The organism is Corynebacterium sp. LK2590 (assembly GCF_040946105.1).
Taxonomy (GTDB): Bacteria; Actinomycetota; Actinomycetes; order Mycobacteriales; family Mycobacteriaceae; genus Corynebacterium.
The window spans coordinates 82,184-96,854 of the sequence record NZ_JAYWMH010000007.1; the positions used below are offsets into that span (position 1 = coordinate 82,184).

13 protein-coding genes are annotated in these 14,671 nt (G+C 65.8%); 4 read left to right on the forward strand and 9 right to left on the reverse strand.

Going from position 1 to position 14,671, the window contains the following annotated elements; translation table 11 throughout:
• Positions 1-25 precede the first annotated feature (25 nt).
• A complete protein-coding gene (locus tag VVR85_RS09560; RefSeq protein WP_368520665.1) occupies positions 26-496 on the reverse strand; it encodes an SdpI family protein in 471 nt (156 codons plus the stop codon).
• A gap of 214 nt (positions 497-710) precedes the next feature.
• Between VVR85_RS09560 and VVR85_RS09565 the strand changes: the two genes are divergently transcribed.
• The gene (locus tag VVR85_RS09565; protein ID WP_368520666.1) at positions 711-1,949 is read left to right on the forward strand and encodes a dicarboxylate/amino acid:cation symporter; all 1,239 of its coding nucleotides are present in this window, start codon (positions 711-713) and stop codon (positions 1,947-1,949) included.
• A gap of 69 nt (positions 1,950-2,018) precedes the next feature.
• Positions 2,019-4,010, forward strand: coding sequence for an MMPL family transporter (locus VVR85_RS09570; protein WP_368520667.1), 1,992 nt, complete (start codon positions 2,019-2,021; stop codon positions 4,008-4,010).
• 89 nt (positions 4,011-4,099) lie between these two features.
• On the opposite strand, the gene trpA is transcribed toward VVR85_RS09570, so the two are convergent.
• The 7 genes from trpA to VVR85_RS09605 form a co-directional block, all read right to left on the reverse strand.
• On the reverse strand, positions 4,100-4,957 hold the full coding sequence (gene trpA, locus VVR85_RS09575) for a tryptophan synthase subunit alpha (RefSeq protein WP_368520668.1): 858 nt from the start codon (positions 4,955-4,957) through the stop codon (positions 4,100-4,102).
• 2 nt (positions 4,958-4,959) lie between these two features.
• Positions 4,960-6,177, reverse strand: coding sequence for a tryptophan synthase subunit beta (trpB, locus tag VVR85_RS09580; RefSeq protein ID WP_368520669.1), 1,218 nt, complete (start codon positions 6,175-6,177; stop codon positions 4,960-4,962).
• A 45-nt stretch (positions 6,178-6,222) separates the two neighbouring features.
• Complete coding sequence (gene trpCF / locus VVR85_RS09585) at positions 6,223-7,659, reverse strand: bifunctional indole-3-glycerol-phosphate synthase TrpC/phosphoribosylanthranilate isomerase TrpF (RefSeq protein ID WP_368520670.1); 1,437 nt, start codon at positions 7,657-7,659, stop codon at positions 6,223-6,225.
• Positions 7,649-8,674, reverse strand: coding sequence for an anthranilate phosphoribosyltransferase (gene trpD, locus VVR85_RS09590; protein WP_368520671.1), 1,026 nt, complete (start codon positions 8,672-8,674; stop codon positions 7,649-7,651). The genes trpCF and trpD overlap by 11 nt, the downstream gene beginning before the upstream one ends.
• Before the next feature lie 65 nt (positions 8,675-8,739).
• A complete protein-coding gene (locus tag VVR85_RS09595) occupies positions 8,740-9,351 on the reverse strand; it encodes a glutamine amidotransferase-related protein (RefSeq protein WP_368520672.1) in 612 nt (203 codons plus the stop codon).
• Positions 9,348-10,892: an anthranilate synthase component 1 gene (locus VVR85_RS09600; protein WP_368520673.1), complete on the reverse strand. Its 1,545-nt coding sequence runs from the start codon at positions 10,890-10,892 to the stop codon at positions 9,348-9,350. The genes VVR85_RS09595 and VVR85_RS09600 overlap by 4 nt, the downstream gene beginning before the upstream one ends.
• A gap of 233 nt (positions 10,893-11,125) precedes the next feature.
• Positions 11,126-11,506 (reverse strand): YbaN family protein, encoded by a 381-nt coding sequence (locus VVR85_RS09605; RefSeq protein ID WP_368520674.1) that lies wholly within the window; start codon positions 11,504-11,506, stop codon positions 11,126-11,128.
• Positions 11,507-11,738: 232 nt separating this feature from the next.
• Here VVR85_RS09605 and VVR85_RS09610 point away from each other — a divergent pair, with 232 nt between their 5' ends.
• Entirely contained in the window at positions 11,739-13,217 is a 1,479-nt protein-coding gene (locus VVR85_RS09610; RefSeq protein WP_368520675.1) for an NAD-dependent succinate-semialdehyde dehydrogenase, read from the forward strand.
• An 87-nt stretch (positions 13,218-13,304) separates the two neighbouring features.
• Here the strand turns inward: VVR85_RS09610 and VVR85_RS09615 are convergent, their stop codons facing one another.
• Complete coding sequence (locus tag VVR85_RS09615; protein ID WP_368520676.1) at positions 13,305-13,460, reverse strand: hypothetical protein; 156 nt, start codon at positions 13,458-13,460, stop codon at positions 13,305-13,307.
• 603 nt (positions 13,461-14,063) lie between these two features.
• Here VVR85_RS09615 and VVR85_RS09620 point away from each other — a divergent pair.
• Positions 14,064-14,657: a flavin reductase family protein gene (locus VVR85_RS09620; RefSeq protein ID WP_368520677.1), complete on the forward strand. Its 594-nt coding sequence runs from the start codon at positions 14,064-14,066 to the stop codon at positions 14,655-14,657.
• Positions 14,658-14,671: the final 14 nt, after the last annotated feature.

A 14,671-nucleotide genomic window follows, 5' to 3' on the forward strand; every position in this document is an offset into this window, starting at 1 on the left:
GGCGGGCTATTCGACCGGGGATCGGCTACTGATCCGCGCGGTTGGCCGCCTGGCGGACAGCGTCGAGATCGATCTGCGCGGGCGCGGCTTCCGCTGCGGTATCGCTGCCGCAGCCGCCGGAGCCGCAGTTGCAGCTGTCGCCGCAGCCCTCGTCGGCGTTGTTGGCCTGGTCCCACAGGAGCGCCGAGCGCGCGCCCAGGTTGGCGCCCACCGACAGGGTAATGACGGCGATGATGGCGGTTGCCACCGGGATGAGCCACATCCAGCCGGTCGCGGTCAGGGCGACGATCCCGCCGAAGGCGAGCGCCACTCCCCCGAGGAACCAGACGGGGCCGGCGACGGCGTGCGCGGCATCCCAGGCCTCGCGGGACTTGCGGACCTCCTCGACGCGCAGGCCCACCACCGAGTTGCCCGGCAGTTTGCGGGTGGTGGCCAAGGCTCCGACCACGATCAAGACCGCGGCGAGGATGAGGATGACAATACCGATAACGACCATGCCTCATATCCTAACCCGCTGGGCCGGGCGAGCAGCAATTCTCGGCGGGTGCACTTAGCCATCCCCCCTTCCGGCGGGGCATACCCGTTGGGTACACTTTAATTCAGGTCGGTCTATAGAAAATATTTAGCGATTGGCCCGCTGTCTTTGAAAGTCTCATCCTGCGCACCGCGGAAACGCCGGGGCGCGGGATATAAAAATAGTTAGTGACATCATGAAATTGAAAACACTGAGCCAAAACTTGTTGTTCCGGATCGCCGTAGCCATCGTGCTGGGCATCGGCTTAAGCTTCGTCGCGCCGGAATGGCTGGGCCGGGTCTTTGCCACCTTCAACGGGTTGTTCGGCAATTTCCTCAACTTCTTCATCCCCGTCCTCATCTTCGCGCTTATCGCCCCCGCCATCGCCGCGCTCGGCCGCGGGGCCGGCAAGTGGCTCGGGATCACCGCCGGCATCGCCTGGGGTTCGACCATCATCGCGGGCCTGCTCGCCTACGGCGTCTCGATGCTGGTGTATCCGTGGATGCTGGCCGGCCAGACCATCGATACCAACGTCTCCGATATTGATGCCGGTGCGCTGGAGCCCTACTTCGAGGTCGAGATGCCCGCGCCCATCGAGGTCATGACCGCCCTCCTGCTGTCCTTCTGCATCGGCGTGGCCATGACCCAGGTCAAGTCCGACAACCTGTACAACGTCACTAAAGAGCTCGAGAACGTAGTGGTCAAGGTCATCTGGGGCTTTGTCATCCCGCTGCTGCCGTTCTATATCTTCGGCATGTTCTTGGATCTGGGCATGAACGGCAACCTCGTCGACGTGCTCGTCGCCTTCGGCAAGGTCCTGCTGCTCTCGGTCGCTATGACGCTGGTCTACCTGGTCATCCAGTACCTGATCGCCGGCGCTATCACCGGCAAGAACCCGTTCAAGGCGCTGAAGAATATGCTGCCGGCTTATGCCACCGCGCTGGGTACCTCCTCCTCGGCCGCCACCATCCCGGTGACTCTGGACAACGCGCTGAAGAACAACATCTCCAAGCCGGTGGCCAGCTTCGTGGTCCCGCTGTGCGCGACCATCCACATCGCGGGTTCGATGATCAAGCTGATGCTCTACGCCTTCGCCATCATCTACCTCACCGGCATGGACGTCAGCTTGGGCGCGGCCATGGGCTTCATGCTCTTGCTGTCTATCACCATGATTGCCGCCCCGGGCGTGCCGGGCGGCGCGGTCATGGTGGCCGTCGGCCTGCTGAGCCAGAACATGGGCTTCGACGACAACCTCGTCGCGCTGATGATCGCCGCCTACATTGCTGTCGACTCCGTCGGCACCGCGGCCAACGTCACGGGCGACGGCGCCATCGCGATGATCGTGGACAAGTTCGCCCGCGGCAAGGTCAACGCGGAGGGCGAGCCCGCTGACGCCGAGGCCGCGCGCCCGGTCGCCCAGGAGGAGCGCCCGTAGTCCGGGTCCCCTAGCCCAGCTCGGCAACGCTGTTATGCTGGGTAAATGACCAATCATCGAATACGCATATTGCGTTGGATTTCCCTCGTCCTGCTGGTCCTGGGCCTGGGCGTTAGCGCCCTGGGCGGCGTGGACCAGCCGGAATCCGCCACGGCCACCGCGCCGTCCGGCATGGATTCCACCCAGGTGGCCGAGTTACAAGAAAAATACTCGGCTCAAAACTCTGAGGGCGAGTCCGGCAGCACCGCGCTGGTCTACCTCAAGTCCGCGGAGCCGCTGGACCTGCCCGCCCTTAAGGAAGTGACCTCCCAGTGGGGTGAGGCGCTCATCCCCAGCGAGGACGGCACCGCCGCCCTGCTGCCCGTCACTGTGAATGCGGGCACCGCCTCGGAAAACGCCGAGGAGGTCGAGAAGCTCCGCGCGGATATTAACGCGGAGATGCCCGCGGGCGTTTCCGCCCAAGCCACCGGCCCCGCCGCTATCCAGGCGGATCTCGCCGGCGTCTTCGAGGGCGCGAACTTCCTGCTGCTGGGCGTCACCACGGCCATCGTCGCCTTCCTGCTCATCGTGACGTACCGCTCCCCCATCCTGTGGATCCTGCCGCTGGCCGTTATCGGCGTCGCCGACCGCACCGCAGCCACCGCGTTTACCTATGTGCTGGACGCCTTCGGCCTGTCCTGGAACGAGTCCACGGCCGGCATCCTGTCGGTGCTCGTCTTCGGCGCGGGCACGAACTACGCGCTGCTGCTCATTTCCCGCTACCGCGACGAGCTGACCGGGACCGCGGACCGCTTCACCGCGATGGCGCGGGCGTGGACCCCGACCGCCAAAACGGTCTCCGCCTCGGCGGCCACCGTCATCGTGGGCGTGGCCTGCCTGCTGTTGTCCTCGGTGCCGACCACCCAGGGCCTGGGCGCGGCCGCCATCGTCGGCATCTCGATCGCTTGGCTCTTCGCGCTTTTCGCCCTACCCGGATTCCTGGCCCTGTTCGGCCGGTGGATCTTCTGGCCGCGCATCCCCCGGGAGGGCGACACCCCCAACCACGGCGTCTGGGCGAAGGTCGGCTCCTGGGTTAACCAGCGCCCGCGCAAGGTCGTGGCCGTGGCCCTGCTGGTGCTCGGCCTCTGCTGCACCGGCTATTTCCAGACCAACACCGGGCTGATCCAGTCCGAGCAATTCATCGACACCCCGGAGTCCATCACCGCCGCGGAAGAACTCAGCCGCGACTTCCCGGATCAGTCGGCCACCCCACCGGTGGTGGCCACCCAGGACGTGGACCGCACGCAGGAGCAGCTTGAGCAGCTGGGTGCGAACGGCCGCGAACAAGGCAGCGTCGACGGCTGGACCCTCCTGCAGGTCAGCGGTGCCGACTTCGCGGAGTTGCGCGGCGAGCTGGATGGGGCGCTCGTGGGCGGCCCGGACGCGGAGCTCGCCGACGCGGAGACCGCAGCGGCCGAGGACCGGCAGCTCATCTTCCCCCTCGTGCTGGTGCTGATCTTCGCCGCCCTCGTGGTCATGCTGCGGGCCTTGGTGGCCCCGGCCATCATGATTGCCTCGGTCCTGCTGACCAATATCGCGGCGCTGGGCCTGGGCTGGTGGGTCTCCCACTACGTGCTGGGCTTCAACAATTTCGATTCCACCACCCCGCTCTACGCCTTTGTCTTCCTCGTCGCCCTAGGCGTGGATTACACGATCTTCTTGGTCACACGCGCCCGCGAGGACTCCGCCCGGGAGGGGACGGCGTCCGGTATCTACACCGCCTTGGCCGCGACCGGCGGGGTTATCACCTCGGCCGGTGTCCTGCTGGCCGCGGTCTTCGCCGCCCTGGGCGTCCTGCCGCTGGTGGTGCTGGCCCAGATCGGCGTCATCGTGTGCATTGGCGTGCTGCTGGACACCCTCATCGTGCGAACCCTGGTCGTGCCCGCGGTGGTGCAGCTGCTGGGCGAGCGCTTCTGGTGGCCGGCCCGCCCGGCAAAGAGCGCGGGCGGGAAGTCTCCTGCCCCGTCTTCTGGTGACGATGCCAATGGTGTTGCCCGGCCAATCAGAAGTAGTAGCGACTAAGAAATGACAAGACCGCCGGTCCTTTTCGGGCCGGCGGTCTTTTTGTGCCTTCTTGCCAGTACTGCCTTGCCAGTACGGCGGGCCAGTTCCTAGCGGCGGGTGGCCGCCTTCATCGCGGAGACGTACTCGTTAAGTTTGGCATCGAGTGCTGCTCGGTCGGTCACGCGGGCCGGCGAGTGCTCGTCGTCCGGATCGGTGCGCTCGACGTATTCGTTGATGATCTGGGTGATGGCGGAGCCGGTGATGGCGCCGGAGGCCCCGGCGGCGATGGCGTCCCGGACGTGCTCGGGCTGGGAGATGCCGAAGCCGAGCAGGACCGGCGGGCCGTCGTGGCGAGCGACGTTGTTCACGACCTCCTCGAGGCCCAGTGTCTCGGAGGAGCGTTCGGTACCGGTCACGCCGTCGCGGGAGATGGCGTATATATAGCCCTCGGACAGGGCCGCCACGCCGGCCAGGGTGGCATCGGTAGCGCGGGCCGGGGCGATGAAGATCGGATCGATGCCGGCCTTCTTCGCGGACTCGGCAAAGGGCTCGCCCTCTCGCACCGGAACGTCCGGCAGGAGAATGGAATCCACGCCGGCGTCGTGGAACTCCGTGTAGAACTTGTCGCGGCCGCGGGTGAAGGCGACGTTGCCGTAGATGAGCATGCCGATGGGCAGCTCGGGGAATTCGGCGCGGACGGTGCGGATGATTTCCAGGGCCTGATCCACCGTGGCGCCGCCGTCGAGGGCGCGGATGTGGGAGGCCTGGATGGTCGGGCCATCGGCGACCGGGTCGGAGAACGGCACGCCTAGCTCGAGCGCGTCGGCGCCGGCGCCCACCACCGTGCGGATGGTGGCGAGGCAGTCCTCGGCGTTCGGGTCGCTGAGCATAATGAAGGGCACGAAGGCGCCTTCGTTGCGCTCCGCGAGGGCGGAAAACATCTTTTCGTAGCGGTTGTCGGTCATGGTTAGTCCTCCTGGTTCAGTTGCAGTTCGGGGTGGGCGCTCAAGGTGGCGCGCACGTGGTCGATGTCCTTGTCGCCGCGACCGGACAGGGAGACGAGGATGGTGATGTCCTCGTCCTTGCGCTTGAGTGCGTAAGCCAGGGCGTGGGAGGACTCGAGGGCCGGGATGATGCCCTCCTTCTGGCTCAGCAGCTGGAAGGCGTGCAGGGCCTCGGCGTCGGTGATGCCGACGTACTTCGCGCGGCCGGTGGCGGACAGGTAGGCGTGCTGCGGGCCGACGCCCGGGTAGTCCAGGCCGGCGGAGATGGAATAGGATTCCTCGACCTGGCCGTCCGCGTTGCGCATCAGGTAGCTGCGGGCGCCGTGGAGGATGCCCACGGTGCCGTTATTAATCGTCGCCCCGTGGTGGCCGGAGTCCAGGCCCTCGCCGCCGGGCTCGGCGCCGACGAGCTCCACGCCTTCCTCGTCGATGAAGTCCGCGAACATGCCGATGGCGTTGGAACCGCCGCCCACGCAGGCCACCACGAGGTCGGGTAGGCCGCCGGTGCGCTCGAGCATCTGGGCCTTCGCCTCGGTGGAGATGACGCGGTGGAATTCGCGCACGATCGTCGGGAACGGGTGCGGGCCCGCCGCGGTGCCCAACAGGTAGTGGGACTCGTGGAAGGTGGCGGTCCAATCGCGCAGGGCCTCGTTCACGGCGTCCTTCAGGGTGCCGGAGCCGGTGTCGACCGGGACGACCTTCGCGCCCATGAGCTCCATGCGGTAGACGTTGGGCTGCTGGCGCTGGACGTCCTTGGCGCCCATGTAGACCACGCACTCCAGGTCGAGCAGCGCGCAGGCCAGAGCCGTCGCCGTGCCGTGCTGGCCGGCGCCGGTCTCCGCGATGATACGGGTCTTGCCCATGCGCTTAGCCAGCAGCGCCTGGCCGATGACCTGGTTGGTCTTGTGGGCGCCGCCGTGGACGAGGTCCTCGCGCTTGAGGAAGATCCGGGCCTTACCGCCCAGCTTGGTCGCCTCGGTCAGCGGGGTCGGGCGGCCCAGGTAGTCCTTGAGGTAGCCGGCCAGCTCCTTGTGGAACTCCGGGTCGTCCATCGCCTCGACGAAGGCGGCCTCGAGCTGGTCGAGGGCCGGGATGAGGGACTCGGGCACGAACTGCCCGCCGAACTCCCCGAAATAGGCCGGGAGGATAGTCTTCTTGGTTTCACGTGAAACTTCCGCCATGGGAATCTCCTTGTGTCTTGTCTGCTTCTGTGTTCTGGTGTGGGTCTAGTTGTTAACGGGGGTTGCTTCGGTGTTGGCGCGGATTACCTGGAAGGCGCGGGCGATGAGCCCGGTGTCCTTGGCTCCCCGCTGGGCCTCGAGCCCGGAGTTCAGGTCCAGCCCGCGGGTGCCGACCGCGAGCGCGGCCGCCAGGTGGGTGTGGTCGATGCCGCCGGCGAGCAGGCTGCGTTCCTTCACCGCGTCGGGCACATCCGACCATCGGAAGGACTGGCCCGTGCCGCCGTGGCCGGAGTCCAGGACCAGAAGGTCCGCCTCGCGGGCGAGGTCTTCGGCGAGGGCGGCGTGCTCGGGGTCGGTCATGGCGACGGCGCGCCAGACCTCCGCTCCCCCGGCCTGCTCCCGGGCCTTGGCGATGAGCGCCCGCTCGGCGTCCAGGCTGCCCTGGTACGGCGCCTGCACCTGGATGGCGTGGACGCCGGGGAGGGCGAGCTCGGCGAAGTTGTCCTCGCGGCGGCTGACAGCCACGTAGTGGAGGCCCGGCTCGGCGTTGATGATCTTTTCCGCGGTTTCACGTGAAACATTGCGGGGGCTGGCTTCCTCGAAGATCAGGCCGCCGTAGCAGGGGCCGGCGGCGCGGGCCGCCTGGGCGTGCTCCGGGGTGGTGAGGCCGCAGACCTTGTGGGTGCCGTAGACCAGCTCGCGGGCCGCGCGGTCCACGTCCGGCTGCGAGGACAGCTGGGAGCCGACCAGGAAGGCGTTCGCGTGCGCGCCCAGGCGGCGGACCGTGGCGTGGTCGCGGATGCCGGACTCGGAGACCACCACCTTGCCCGGGGATACCAGGCTGGCCAGCCGCTCCGTGCGGCTCAGGTCGATGCTCAGGTCGTGGAGGTTCCGGTTGTTGATGCCGATGATGTCGACGCCGAAGTTCTCCGCGCGCTGGACCTCCTCCGGGGTGATCGCCTCGGTGAGTATGTCCAGCCCGAGCTCGTCCGCGAGCGCCTTGAGCTCCGCGAACTCCTCGTCGTTGACGATCGACATCATGAGCAGGATGGCGTCCGCCCCGTAGTAGCGGGCGGCGTAGACCTGGATGGGATCGACGATGAAGTCCTTGCAGAGCACCGGCAGGTGCGTGGACAGAGAGACCGTCTGCAGGTGGTCGTAGTCGCCGCCGAAGTGGTCGGGCTCGCACAGCACCGAGATGCCCGCGGCGTAGCGGGAGTAGATGCGGGCCATGTCCCCGGGGTGGTAATCCGAGCGGATGAGCCCCAACGACGGCGAGGAGGACTTGCACTCCATGATGAAGTGGTTGGTGCCCTTGAGGGACTCGTAGAGCGAGCGCTCGGAGCGCGGCAGCGCGGAGGTATCCACGTGGGCGAGGCGCTCGCGGATTTCCGGCAGGTGCGTCCGGCGGTTCGCCACGATGTTTTCCAACACCGTGGGTAGCGCCCCGGAAGGATTCGCAGAAGAGGGATTACTGGGCATAGTTGGCCTCCTCGTGCTTGGCCAACCATGCGTTGACCTCGCCGGAGGTAATCAGCTGCTGGGCGCGGGCCACGCCGTCGGCGATGGTCTCGTCGTGGCCGTCCAGGTAGAACATGGCGCCCGCGGTGGCCGCGATGGCGTCGAAGTGGGCCTCGCTGCCTTGCCCCGCGAAGACGGCGCGGATGGCGGCGGCGTTGTCCTTGCCCTCGCCTCCAACCAGGTCGGCCAGCTGGTGGCGGCCGATGCCCATGTCCTCCGGCGTAATCTCGTAGTGGGTGATCTCCCCGTCGCGCAGCTCCCAGACCAGCGTGGTGCCGTGGGTGGCGATCTCGTCGGTGCCGGCGCCGTGGACCACCAGGCCGCGGCTGCGGCCGAGCTCCTTAAAGACCTCGGCGATGAGCTGGCCCTGGTCGGGGTTGGCGATGCCCATGATCTGGAATTCCGGGCGGGCCGGCGAGAGCAGCGGGCCCATGGTGTTAAAGAGCGTGGACACGCCCAGCGCCTTGCGCACCGGCTGCACGTGCGCGACGGCCGGGTTGTAGGCCGGGGCGAAGAGGAAGGTGAAGCCGGAGGCCTCGAACTGGCGCACGGCGCGCGGGGCGTCGAGGTCGAGCGGGATATTCAGCGCCTCCAGCACGTCCGCGGAGCCCGACTTGGAGGAGACCGAGCGGTTGCCGTGCTTGACCATCTTCACTCCCCCGGCGGCGGCGACCAGCGACGCCGCGGTGGTGATGTTGATCGTGTTGGCGCCGTCGCCGCCCGTGCCGGCGGTGTCCATGAGGCCCTCGCCCGTGATCGGGAACGGGTAGCCGACCTTGAGGAAGGCCTTGGCCGCGCCGGCCACGTCCGCGAAGGTCTCGCCGCGGGTGCGGATGTGCGTTAGAAGTGCCGCGATCTGGATGTCGTCGTAGTCGCCGACCGCCAAGGGGGCGAAGGCCTCCATGGCCTCCTCCACCGTCGGATCGTAGTTGTCGAGGAACTGCTGCAGAATCTTGCGGGATTCGTTGTTTGCCATGTGCTGGACTCCTTGAGTGATAGTTCTAAGTCTTTAGGGGGTGGTTGCTTCGGGTTAGCATCGCCCTAGTCGGGGCTGAGCCGGGCGATGCACCGCTCCAGGATGAGCGGGCCGGTCGGACTCAGGATGGACTCGGGGTGGAACTGCAGGCCCAGGATGGTGCCCTCCGCGTTATCGGCGGCCATGGCGACCGGCCCGATGGCGGTCTCCGTGGTGGCCAGGGCCCGCAGCGGTTCCGGGAGCTTTCGGCAGCCCAGGGAGTGGTAGCGCGCGACCGGCACGGCCGCCGGGTCCGTGTCGGTGCCCAGCCCAGCGAAGAGCTCGCTGGCAATACCTTCCTCGGTCAGCTGCATGGGAACCGACTGGCCGTGGACGGGGCCGCAGCGCTCGACGTCGCCGCCGAAGTGCTCGCTCAGGGCTTGGAAGCCCAGGCAGATGCCCAGCAGCGGGATGCGGCCGGCGGCGCGCTCGACGAATTCCATGAGGTTGCCCGCCTCGCGTGGGTGGCCCGGCCCGGGCGAGAGGCAGATGACGTCCGGTTGGGTCTTAAGGACCGCGTCGACGTCCACGGTGTTGCGGAAGACGTGCACGTCGTAGGCGCGCAGCGCGTCGGTCAGGTTGTAGACAAAGGAGTCATGGTTGTCGATGACGGCCACGGTGGGGCGCTTGTCGCTCATCGGATAACCTCCAATTCAGCGTGGTGGGCGGTGGCGATGGCCTTCAGCACGGCGAAGGCCTTGTGGACGGTCTCATCGGCCTCGGCCTGGGGCGAGGAGTCCCGCACCACCCCGGCGCCGGCCTGGACGATGGCGCGGGAGCCGCGGATGAAGGCGGAGCGAATGGCAATGCAGTTGTCCATCACCCCGTCGCCGCGGAGGTAGCCCACTGCCCCGCCGTAGGAACCGCGCCGGGTCCCCTCGGCGTTGCGCAGCAGCTCCGTGGCCTTGAGCTTCGGCGCGCCCGAGAGCGTGCCCATGTTCATGCACGCGCGGTAGGCGTCCAGGGCATCGAGGCCTTCGTCCAGCTGGCCCGTCACGCGGGAGACCAGGTGCATCACACGGGAGTAGCGGTCCACCTGCATCAGGGCGGAGACCTTCCGGGTCCCCGGCACGCAGACGCGCGCCAGGTCGTTGCGGGCCAGGTCAACTAGCATGGTGTGCTCGGCTAGCTCCTTGGCGTCCGTGCGCAGGTCCAGCTCATTGCGGACGTCCAGCTCCTCGTTGAGGCTGCCGTCCGGGTTCAGCCCGCGGGGGCGAGTGCCGGCGATGGGATAGAGCTGCAGCTCGTGGGTCTCCGGGTCGTACTTCAAGTTGGACTCCGGGGAGGCGCCGATGAGCTCGTAGTCGCTGCCGCGCACGTAGAACATATAGGGCGAGGGGTTCGCCGCGCGCAGTTCGCGGTATGCGGCAAACGCGTCCGGGCAGGGGATGCTAAAGGCCCGGGCCGGCACGACCTGGTAGATATCGCCAGCGTGGACGTGCTCCTTCATCTGCTCGACGATGCCCCGGAACTCCTCGTCGGTGCGGTCCGCTCGCGCCTGGAAGGTGGTGTTGGGCCCCCCCACCGTGGATGGCTCCCGAAGTAGGCTATCCCTAGCGCCATCGACGCGGCGCACCAGCTCGCCCAGCTGCTGGTCGACCTGGCCCTCATCAACCCCTAACACGTGCAGGTGAGCTTCGCCCGCCTGGTGGTCGACGTGCAGCAACTCCTGGGCCACTATGAACTCGTAGTCCGGGTAGGTGTTGGCGCCGTCCGCGACGGCGGGCAGCTCTTCGAAGCCGGCGAGGTAGTCGAAGGCGAATCCGCCCGCGACGAAGGGAAGCATCCCGTCGCCGTAGCCGGCGTCCGCCTGCAGGGCCCGGAGGACGGAGACCGTTGATTCCTCGCGCAGCCGCTCCCGCTCGTCAATGGCCGTGGAACGGCTAAAGCGGAACGTGGCCTGAGCAGCGGACTCGTCTACTAAACGGTGGGAGAACTGCTCCTTCAGGCGCGAGACGATCTCCTGGCCTGCCGCGGTGAGGGCGGTGGCGGTGACTTCATCGTCCTGGCAGACCATCTTAGCGGCGGCGGTGAGGACGGCCAGGGAGTTGAGGCTGTCCTTGGATTGAATATCCGCGGATTCCAGCAGCAGGCTGTCGTGCGGCGTGCTGAGTTCTTGGAACACGGCCGCCGTGTCGCCGTGAAAAGCCAGCGTCTGGCTGGCGGTTACTAGCGTCATTGAAGACCTCTCTTGCGGGTCGAAGGTGTGGGAGCGGTGGGAATTTAGCTTTACCGCGAGCAAGAGAGGTGCAGAAACACCACTAGGCCCGCGCTAAGCGGACCTAGGACATGACTAGAAGCTGGTGGTCCGCTACGTTAAGCGAGCCACCACCACTGGGCGTTGAGTGTGTTCTGCTTCATGAAACCTATATTAACGTAGAAACTCCGGATGGTGGGAGCGAATCGGGAGATTTATTCATCCCGGGCGGGCTCCTGGGCCTCCGCCGGCCGTAGCCGCCACAGGTGCACGGTCACGCAACTGGCGATGATGATGAAGACTACCCAGACGATGGGCTTGTTGATTAACGCGGCGGAAACGAGGATGCCGATCCACATGATGCTGAGCGTGCGGACCTTGTGGCGGGTACTCATCTGGCCCGACTCGTAGTTGCGGAGGTAGGCGCCAAAGACCCGGTGGTTGTAGAGGTAGCCGTGGAAGCGCTCGGAACTGCGGGCGAAGCAGAACGCGCTCAACAAGAGGAAGGGCGTCGTCGGCAGCAGGGGCAACACCACCCCGATCGCCGCCAGGGCCACGCTTACCCAACCGAGCCCAATGAGTAACGCCTTCCGCATAGTTGCCACCCTAGTGGATGTCCTCCCCCGCTCACCATTCGCCGAAACCGGGATCCGAGCGCGGCCCTCCCGTCCCGCAGGCCACAGCAAATAACGTCACAGTGACTATACGGATGCGGGTAAATGTCCGTGGCTCATCGCCAGCCAAGGGTGTGATCGGGGCCGCACTACTCTAGACAAGTGTAGAGTGGCGATCAGAAGGGAACCTCGATTAGTAGTTTAGGAGTGGGACATGGCAGTTAATGTGGAAGAGCTTCTCAGTCGCGTACCGAAGGGTCTGTTGATCTGCGGGGAGTGGCGCGACTCTAGCGACGGTTCCACCTATGAGGTGGAAAACCCCGCCACTAAGGAAGTTATCGCCACGATGGCCTCCGGCTCCTCGGCGGACGCCCTTTCGGCTTTGAACTCCGCGTGCTCTGTCCAGGACCAGTGGGCCGCAACGTCCCCGCGGGAGCGCGCCGACATTCTGCGCCGCGCCTTCGAGCTCGTCCACGAGCGCGCGGAAGATTTCGCCACCTTGATGACCCTGGAGATGGGTAAGCCCCTGGCCGAGTCCCGCGGCGAGGTTACCTATGGCGCGGAGTACCTGCGCTGGTTTAGCGAGGAAGCCGTGCGCGATTACGGCCACTCCTCCCCCGTGCCGGAGGGTACGCTGCGCATGATTACCCGCCGCAAGCCGGTGGGGCCCTGCCTGCTGATTACCCCGTGGAACTTCCCGCTGGCCATGGCGACCCGCAAGGTCGCGCCCGCCGTGGCCGCCGGCTGCACAATGGTGCTCAAGCCGGCCAAGCTCACCCCGCTGACCGCGCAGTACTTCGCCAAGACCATGGAGGACGCCGGCCTGCCCGCGGGCGTGCTCAACGTGGTTTCCGGGCAGTCCGCTTCCGCGGTTTCCAACCCCTTGCTTGGCGATGCCCGCCTGCGGAAGGTTTCCTTCACCGGCTCCACCGCAGTCGGCCGCTCGCTGCTCAAGTCGGCCTCCCACAACGTGCTGCGCACCTCGATGGAGCTCGGCGGCAACGCCCCGTTCATCGTCATCGAGGACGCCGATATCGACCAGGCCGTCGAGGGTGCCATGGGCGCCAAGATGCGGAACATGGGCGAAGCCTGCACCGCCGCCAACCGCTTCTTCGTCCACGAATCCGTTGCCGAGGAATTCACCCGCAAGCTGGCCAAGCGGATGGACCAGCTGAAGATCGGCAACGGCTTGGACGAGAAGACGACCTGCGGTCCGGTGATTGAGGAAAAGGCTCTCGAGAACCTGGAAAAGCTCGTCGAGGACGCCGTTTCCAAGGGCGCGACCGTGGAAACGGATCAGCGCGCCGTGAAGAAGCCGGGCTACTTCTTCCGCCCCACCGTCTTGAGTAACGTCTCCAGCCGTGCCCGCGTGATGCGCGAGGAAATCTTCGGGCCCATCGCCCCCATCATGACCTTCCGCTCGGAGGCCGAGGTCATCGAGCTGGCCAACGACACCGAGTACGGTCTTGCCTCCTACGTCTACTCTGAGGATCCCGACCGCCTCTGGCGCCTTGCCGACGGCCTGGAATTCGGCCTGATGGGATTCAATTCCGGCGTCATCTCAAACGCCGCCGCCCCCTTCGGCGGTGTCAAGCAGTCCGGCCTGGGCCGCGAAGGCGGCGCCGAGGGCATCGAGGAGTACACCGAGGTCCAGTACCTGGGAATCCGCGACCCCTACGCAAGCCAGGCCTAGCTAGGGCCCAGCCCGGCTCCTTGGGTAAGCAAAAACCGGGGTGGATAGTTGATATCCACCCCGGTTAAGTCTGCTGCGGGCCGGCCCCTAGGCTCGCGAATCGATGCTCGCTTTGACCCGACGCAGGGCGGCGACCATCAGGGTACCGATGGACAGCGCGGTCAGAACTCCCAAGATTCCTGGGTAGCCGAAGTCGTCGACCTCAATGGTGAACCAGACGCTGCAGGCTACTGCCGCTACCATCCACAAGATGATCACGGCGATTAGGGAGCGGAGCAAGAACACGGCCTGCGATCGCCCGCCCCGGGTGAGGCAGAACCAGGTGCAAATGCCAAGAAAGACTGCGAAACTTAGCCCGCAGACTGTAAAGCAGACGGAATAAGGTATTCCGGCCCGCGGAGTGCCGGTGACGTCGGTGAGCCAAGGGGCGACGGTGGAAACTATCGCGGCCGTGCCTAAGCAAGTACACAAAAGAGCCAGGGCGGCTGTTATCAGCAAAACTATTCTATTGACGACGCTCAAAGTGGATCTCCAATTTTCGTTGTTGGGATTCGTATTTTACGGGTGCTTAGGGGGTCGATAGGCGGCAATAAGGGAATTATCGTTAAACCCTGCGCGAGGCGCAGCGGGGCTAACGGAATCCTCCTCGCGACTTGCGAAATGCAATGTTCCACGTGAAACATTCGCGTTCGGGGGAGAAAAGTCCTTGCCGGGTTCACCGGGTGCGCATAGTCTTGCGTTAACCGGTCAGCCCCATCCGCCAAACCAGGGAAGGTTTCTTCCATGAAGTTCAACCCGTTAACTGAAAGCTCCGGACTGCCGCACTCCCCATTCAAGGGCTGCACAGTGCCTCGCCCCATCGGATGGCTCTCCTCGGTGAGCGAAGACGGCCAGGAGAATATCGCGCCCTACAGCCAGTGGCAGAACCTGACCTTTGACCCTCCGATGGTGATGTTCTCCGCGAACCACTACCCCGACGGGCGTCGCAAGGACACGGTCATTAACGCTGAGCGCACCGGATGGTTCGTCTGGAACATGGCTACCTATCCCCTCCGCGAAGAGGTCAACAAGTCCGCGATGGCGCTCGAGGCGAACGAGAGCGAGTGGGACCACCTCGATGTCACCAAGGTCTACGCAGACAACTACCCCATCCCTATGGTCAAGGAATCCCCGGTCCACTTCGAGTGCCGCTACCTGTCCACGCAACGGCTCATGGGGAACTCCAACCAGGGCAGCATCGACGTCGTATTCGCGCGGGTCGAAAAGATTCACATCGATGACGATTACCTGACCGAGGATGGGTTGCTCGATATCCTCAAGGCCGAGCCGATCGCCCGCATGGGCTACTTCGACTACACGGTAGTCCGCGAGAAATTCGAGATGCGCGTCCCGGGCGCCTCGGCGGAAGCCCGGCAGGGCCTGGAAGGTACCGCCAATTAACCTCATGGTTTCAC

Coding starts and splice junctions, on each gene's coding strand:
- trpD (WP_368520671.1), bottom strand. CDS start 8,674: ATGGCAAACAACGAATCCCGCAAGATTCTGCAGCAGTTCCTCGACAAC.
- trpB (WP_368520669.1), bottom strand. CDS start 6,177: ATGGCGGAAGTTTCACGTGAAACCAAGAAGACTATCCTCCCGGCCTAT.
- VVR85_RS09600 (WP_368520673.1), bottom strand. CDS start 10,892: ATGACGCTAGTAACCGCCAGCCAGACGCTGGCTTTTCACGGCGACACG.
- VVR85_RS09605 (WP_368520674.1), bottom strand. CDS start 11,506: ATGCGGAAGGCGTTACTCATTGGGCTCGGTTGGGTAAGCGTGGCCCTG.
- VVR85_RS09565 (WP_368520666.1), top strand. CDS start 711: ATGAAATTGAAAACACTGAGCCAAAACTTGTTGTTCCGGATCGCCGTA.
- trpA (WP_368520668.1), bottom strand. CDS start 4,957: ATGACCGACAACCGCTACGAAAAGATGTTTTCCGCCCTCGCGGAGCGC.
- trpCF (WP_368520670.1), bottom strand. CDS start 7,659: ATGCCCAGTAATCCCTCTTCTGCGAATCCTTCCGGGGCGCTACCCACG.
- VVR85_RS09560 (WP_368520665.1), bottom strand. CDS start 496: ATGGTCGTTATCGGTATTGTCATCCTCATCCTCGCCGCGGTCTTGATC.
- VVR85_RS09610 (WP_368520675.1), top strand. CDS start 11,739: ATGGCAGTTAATGTGGAAGAGCTTCTCAGTCGCGTACCGAAGGGTCTG.
- VVR85_RS09615 (WP_368520676.1), bottom strand. CDS start 13,460: ATGGTAGCGGCAGTAGCCTGCAGCGTCTGGTTCACCATTGAGGTCGAC.
- VVR85_RS09595 (WP_368520672.1), bottom strand. CDS start 9,351: ATGAGCGACAAGCGCCCCACCGTGGCCGTCATCGACAACCATGACTCC.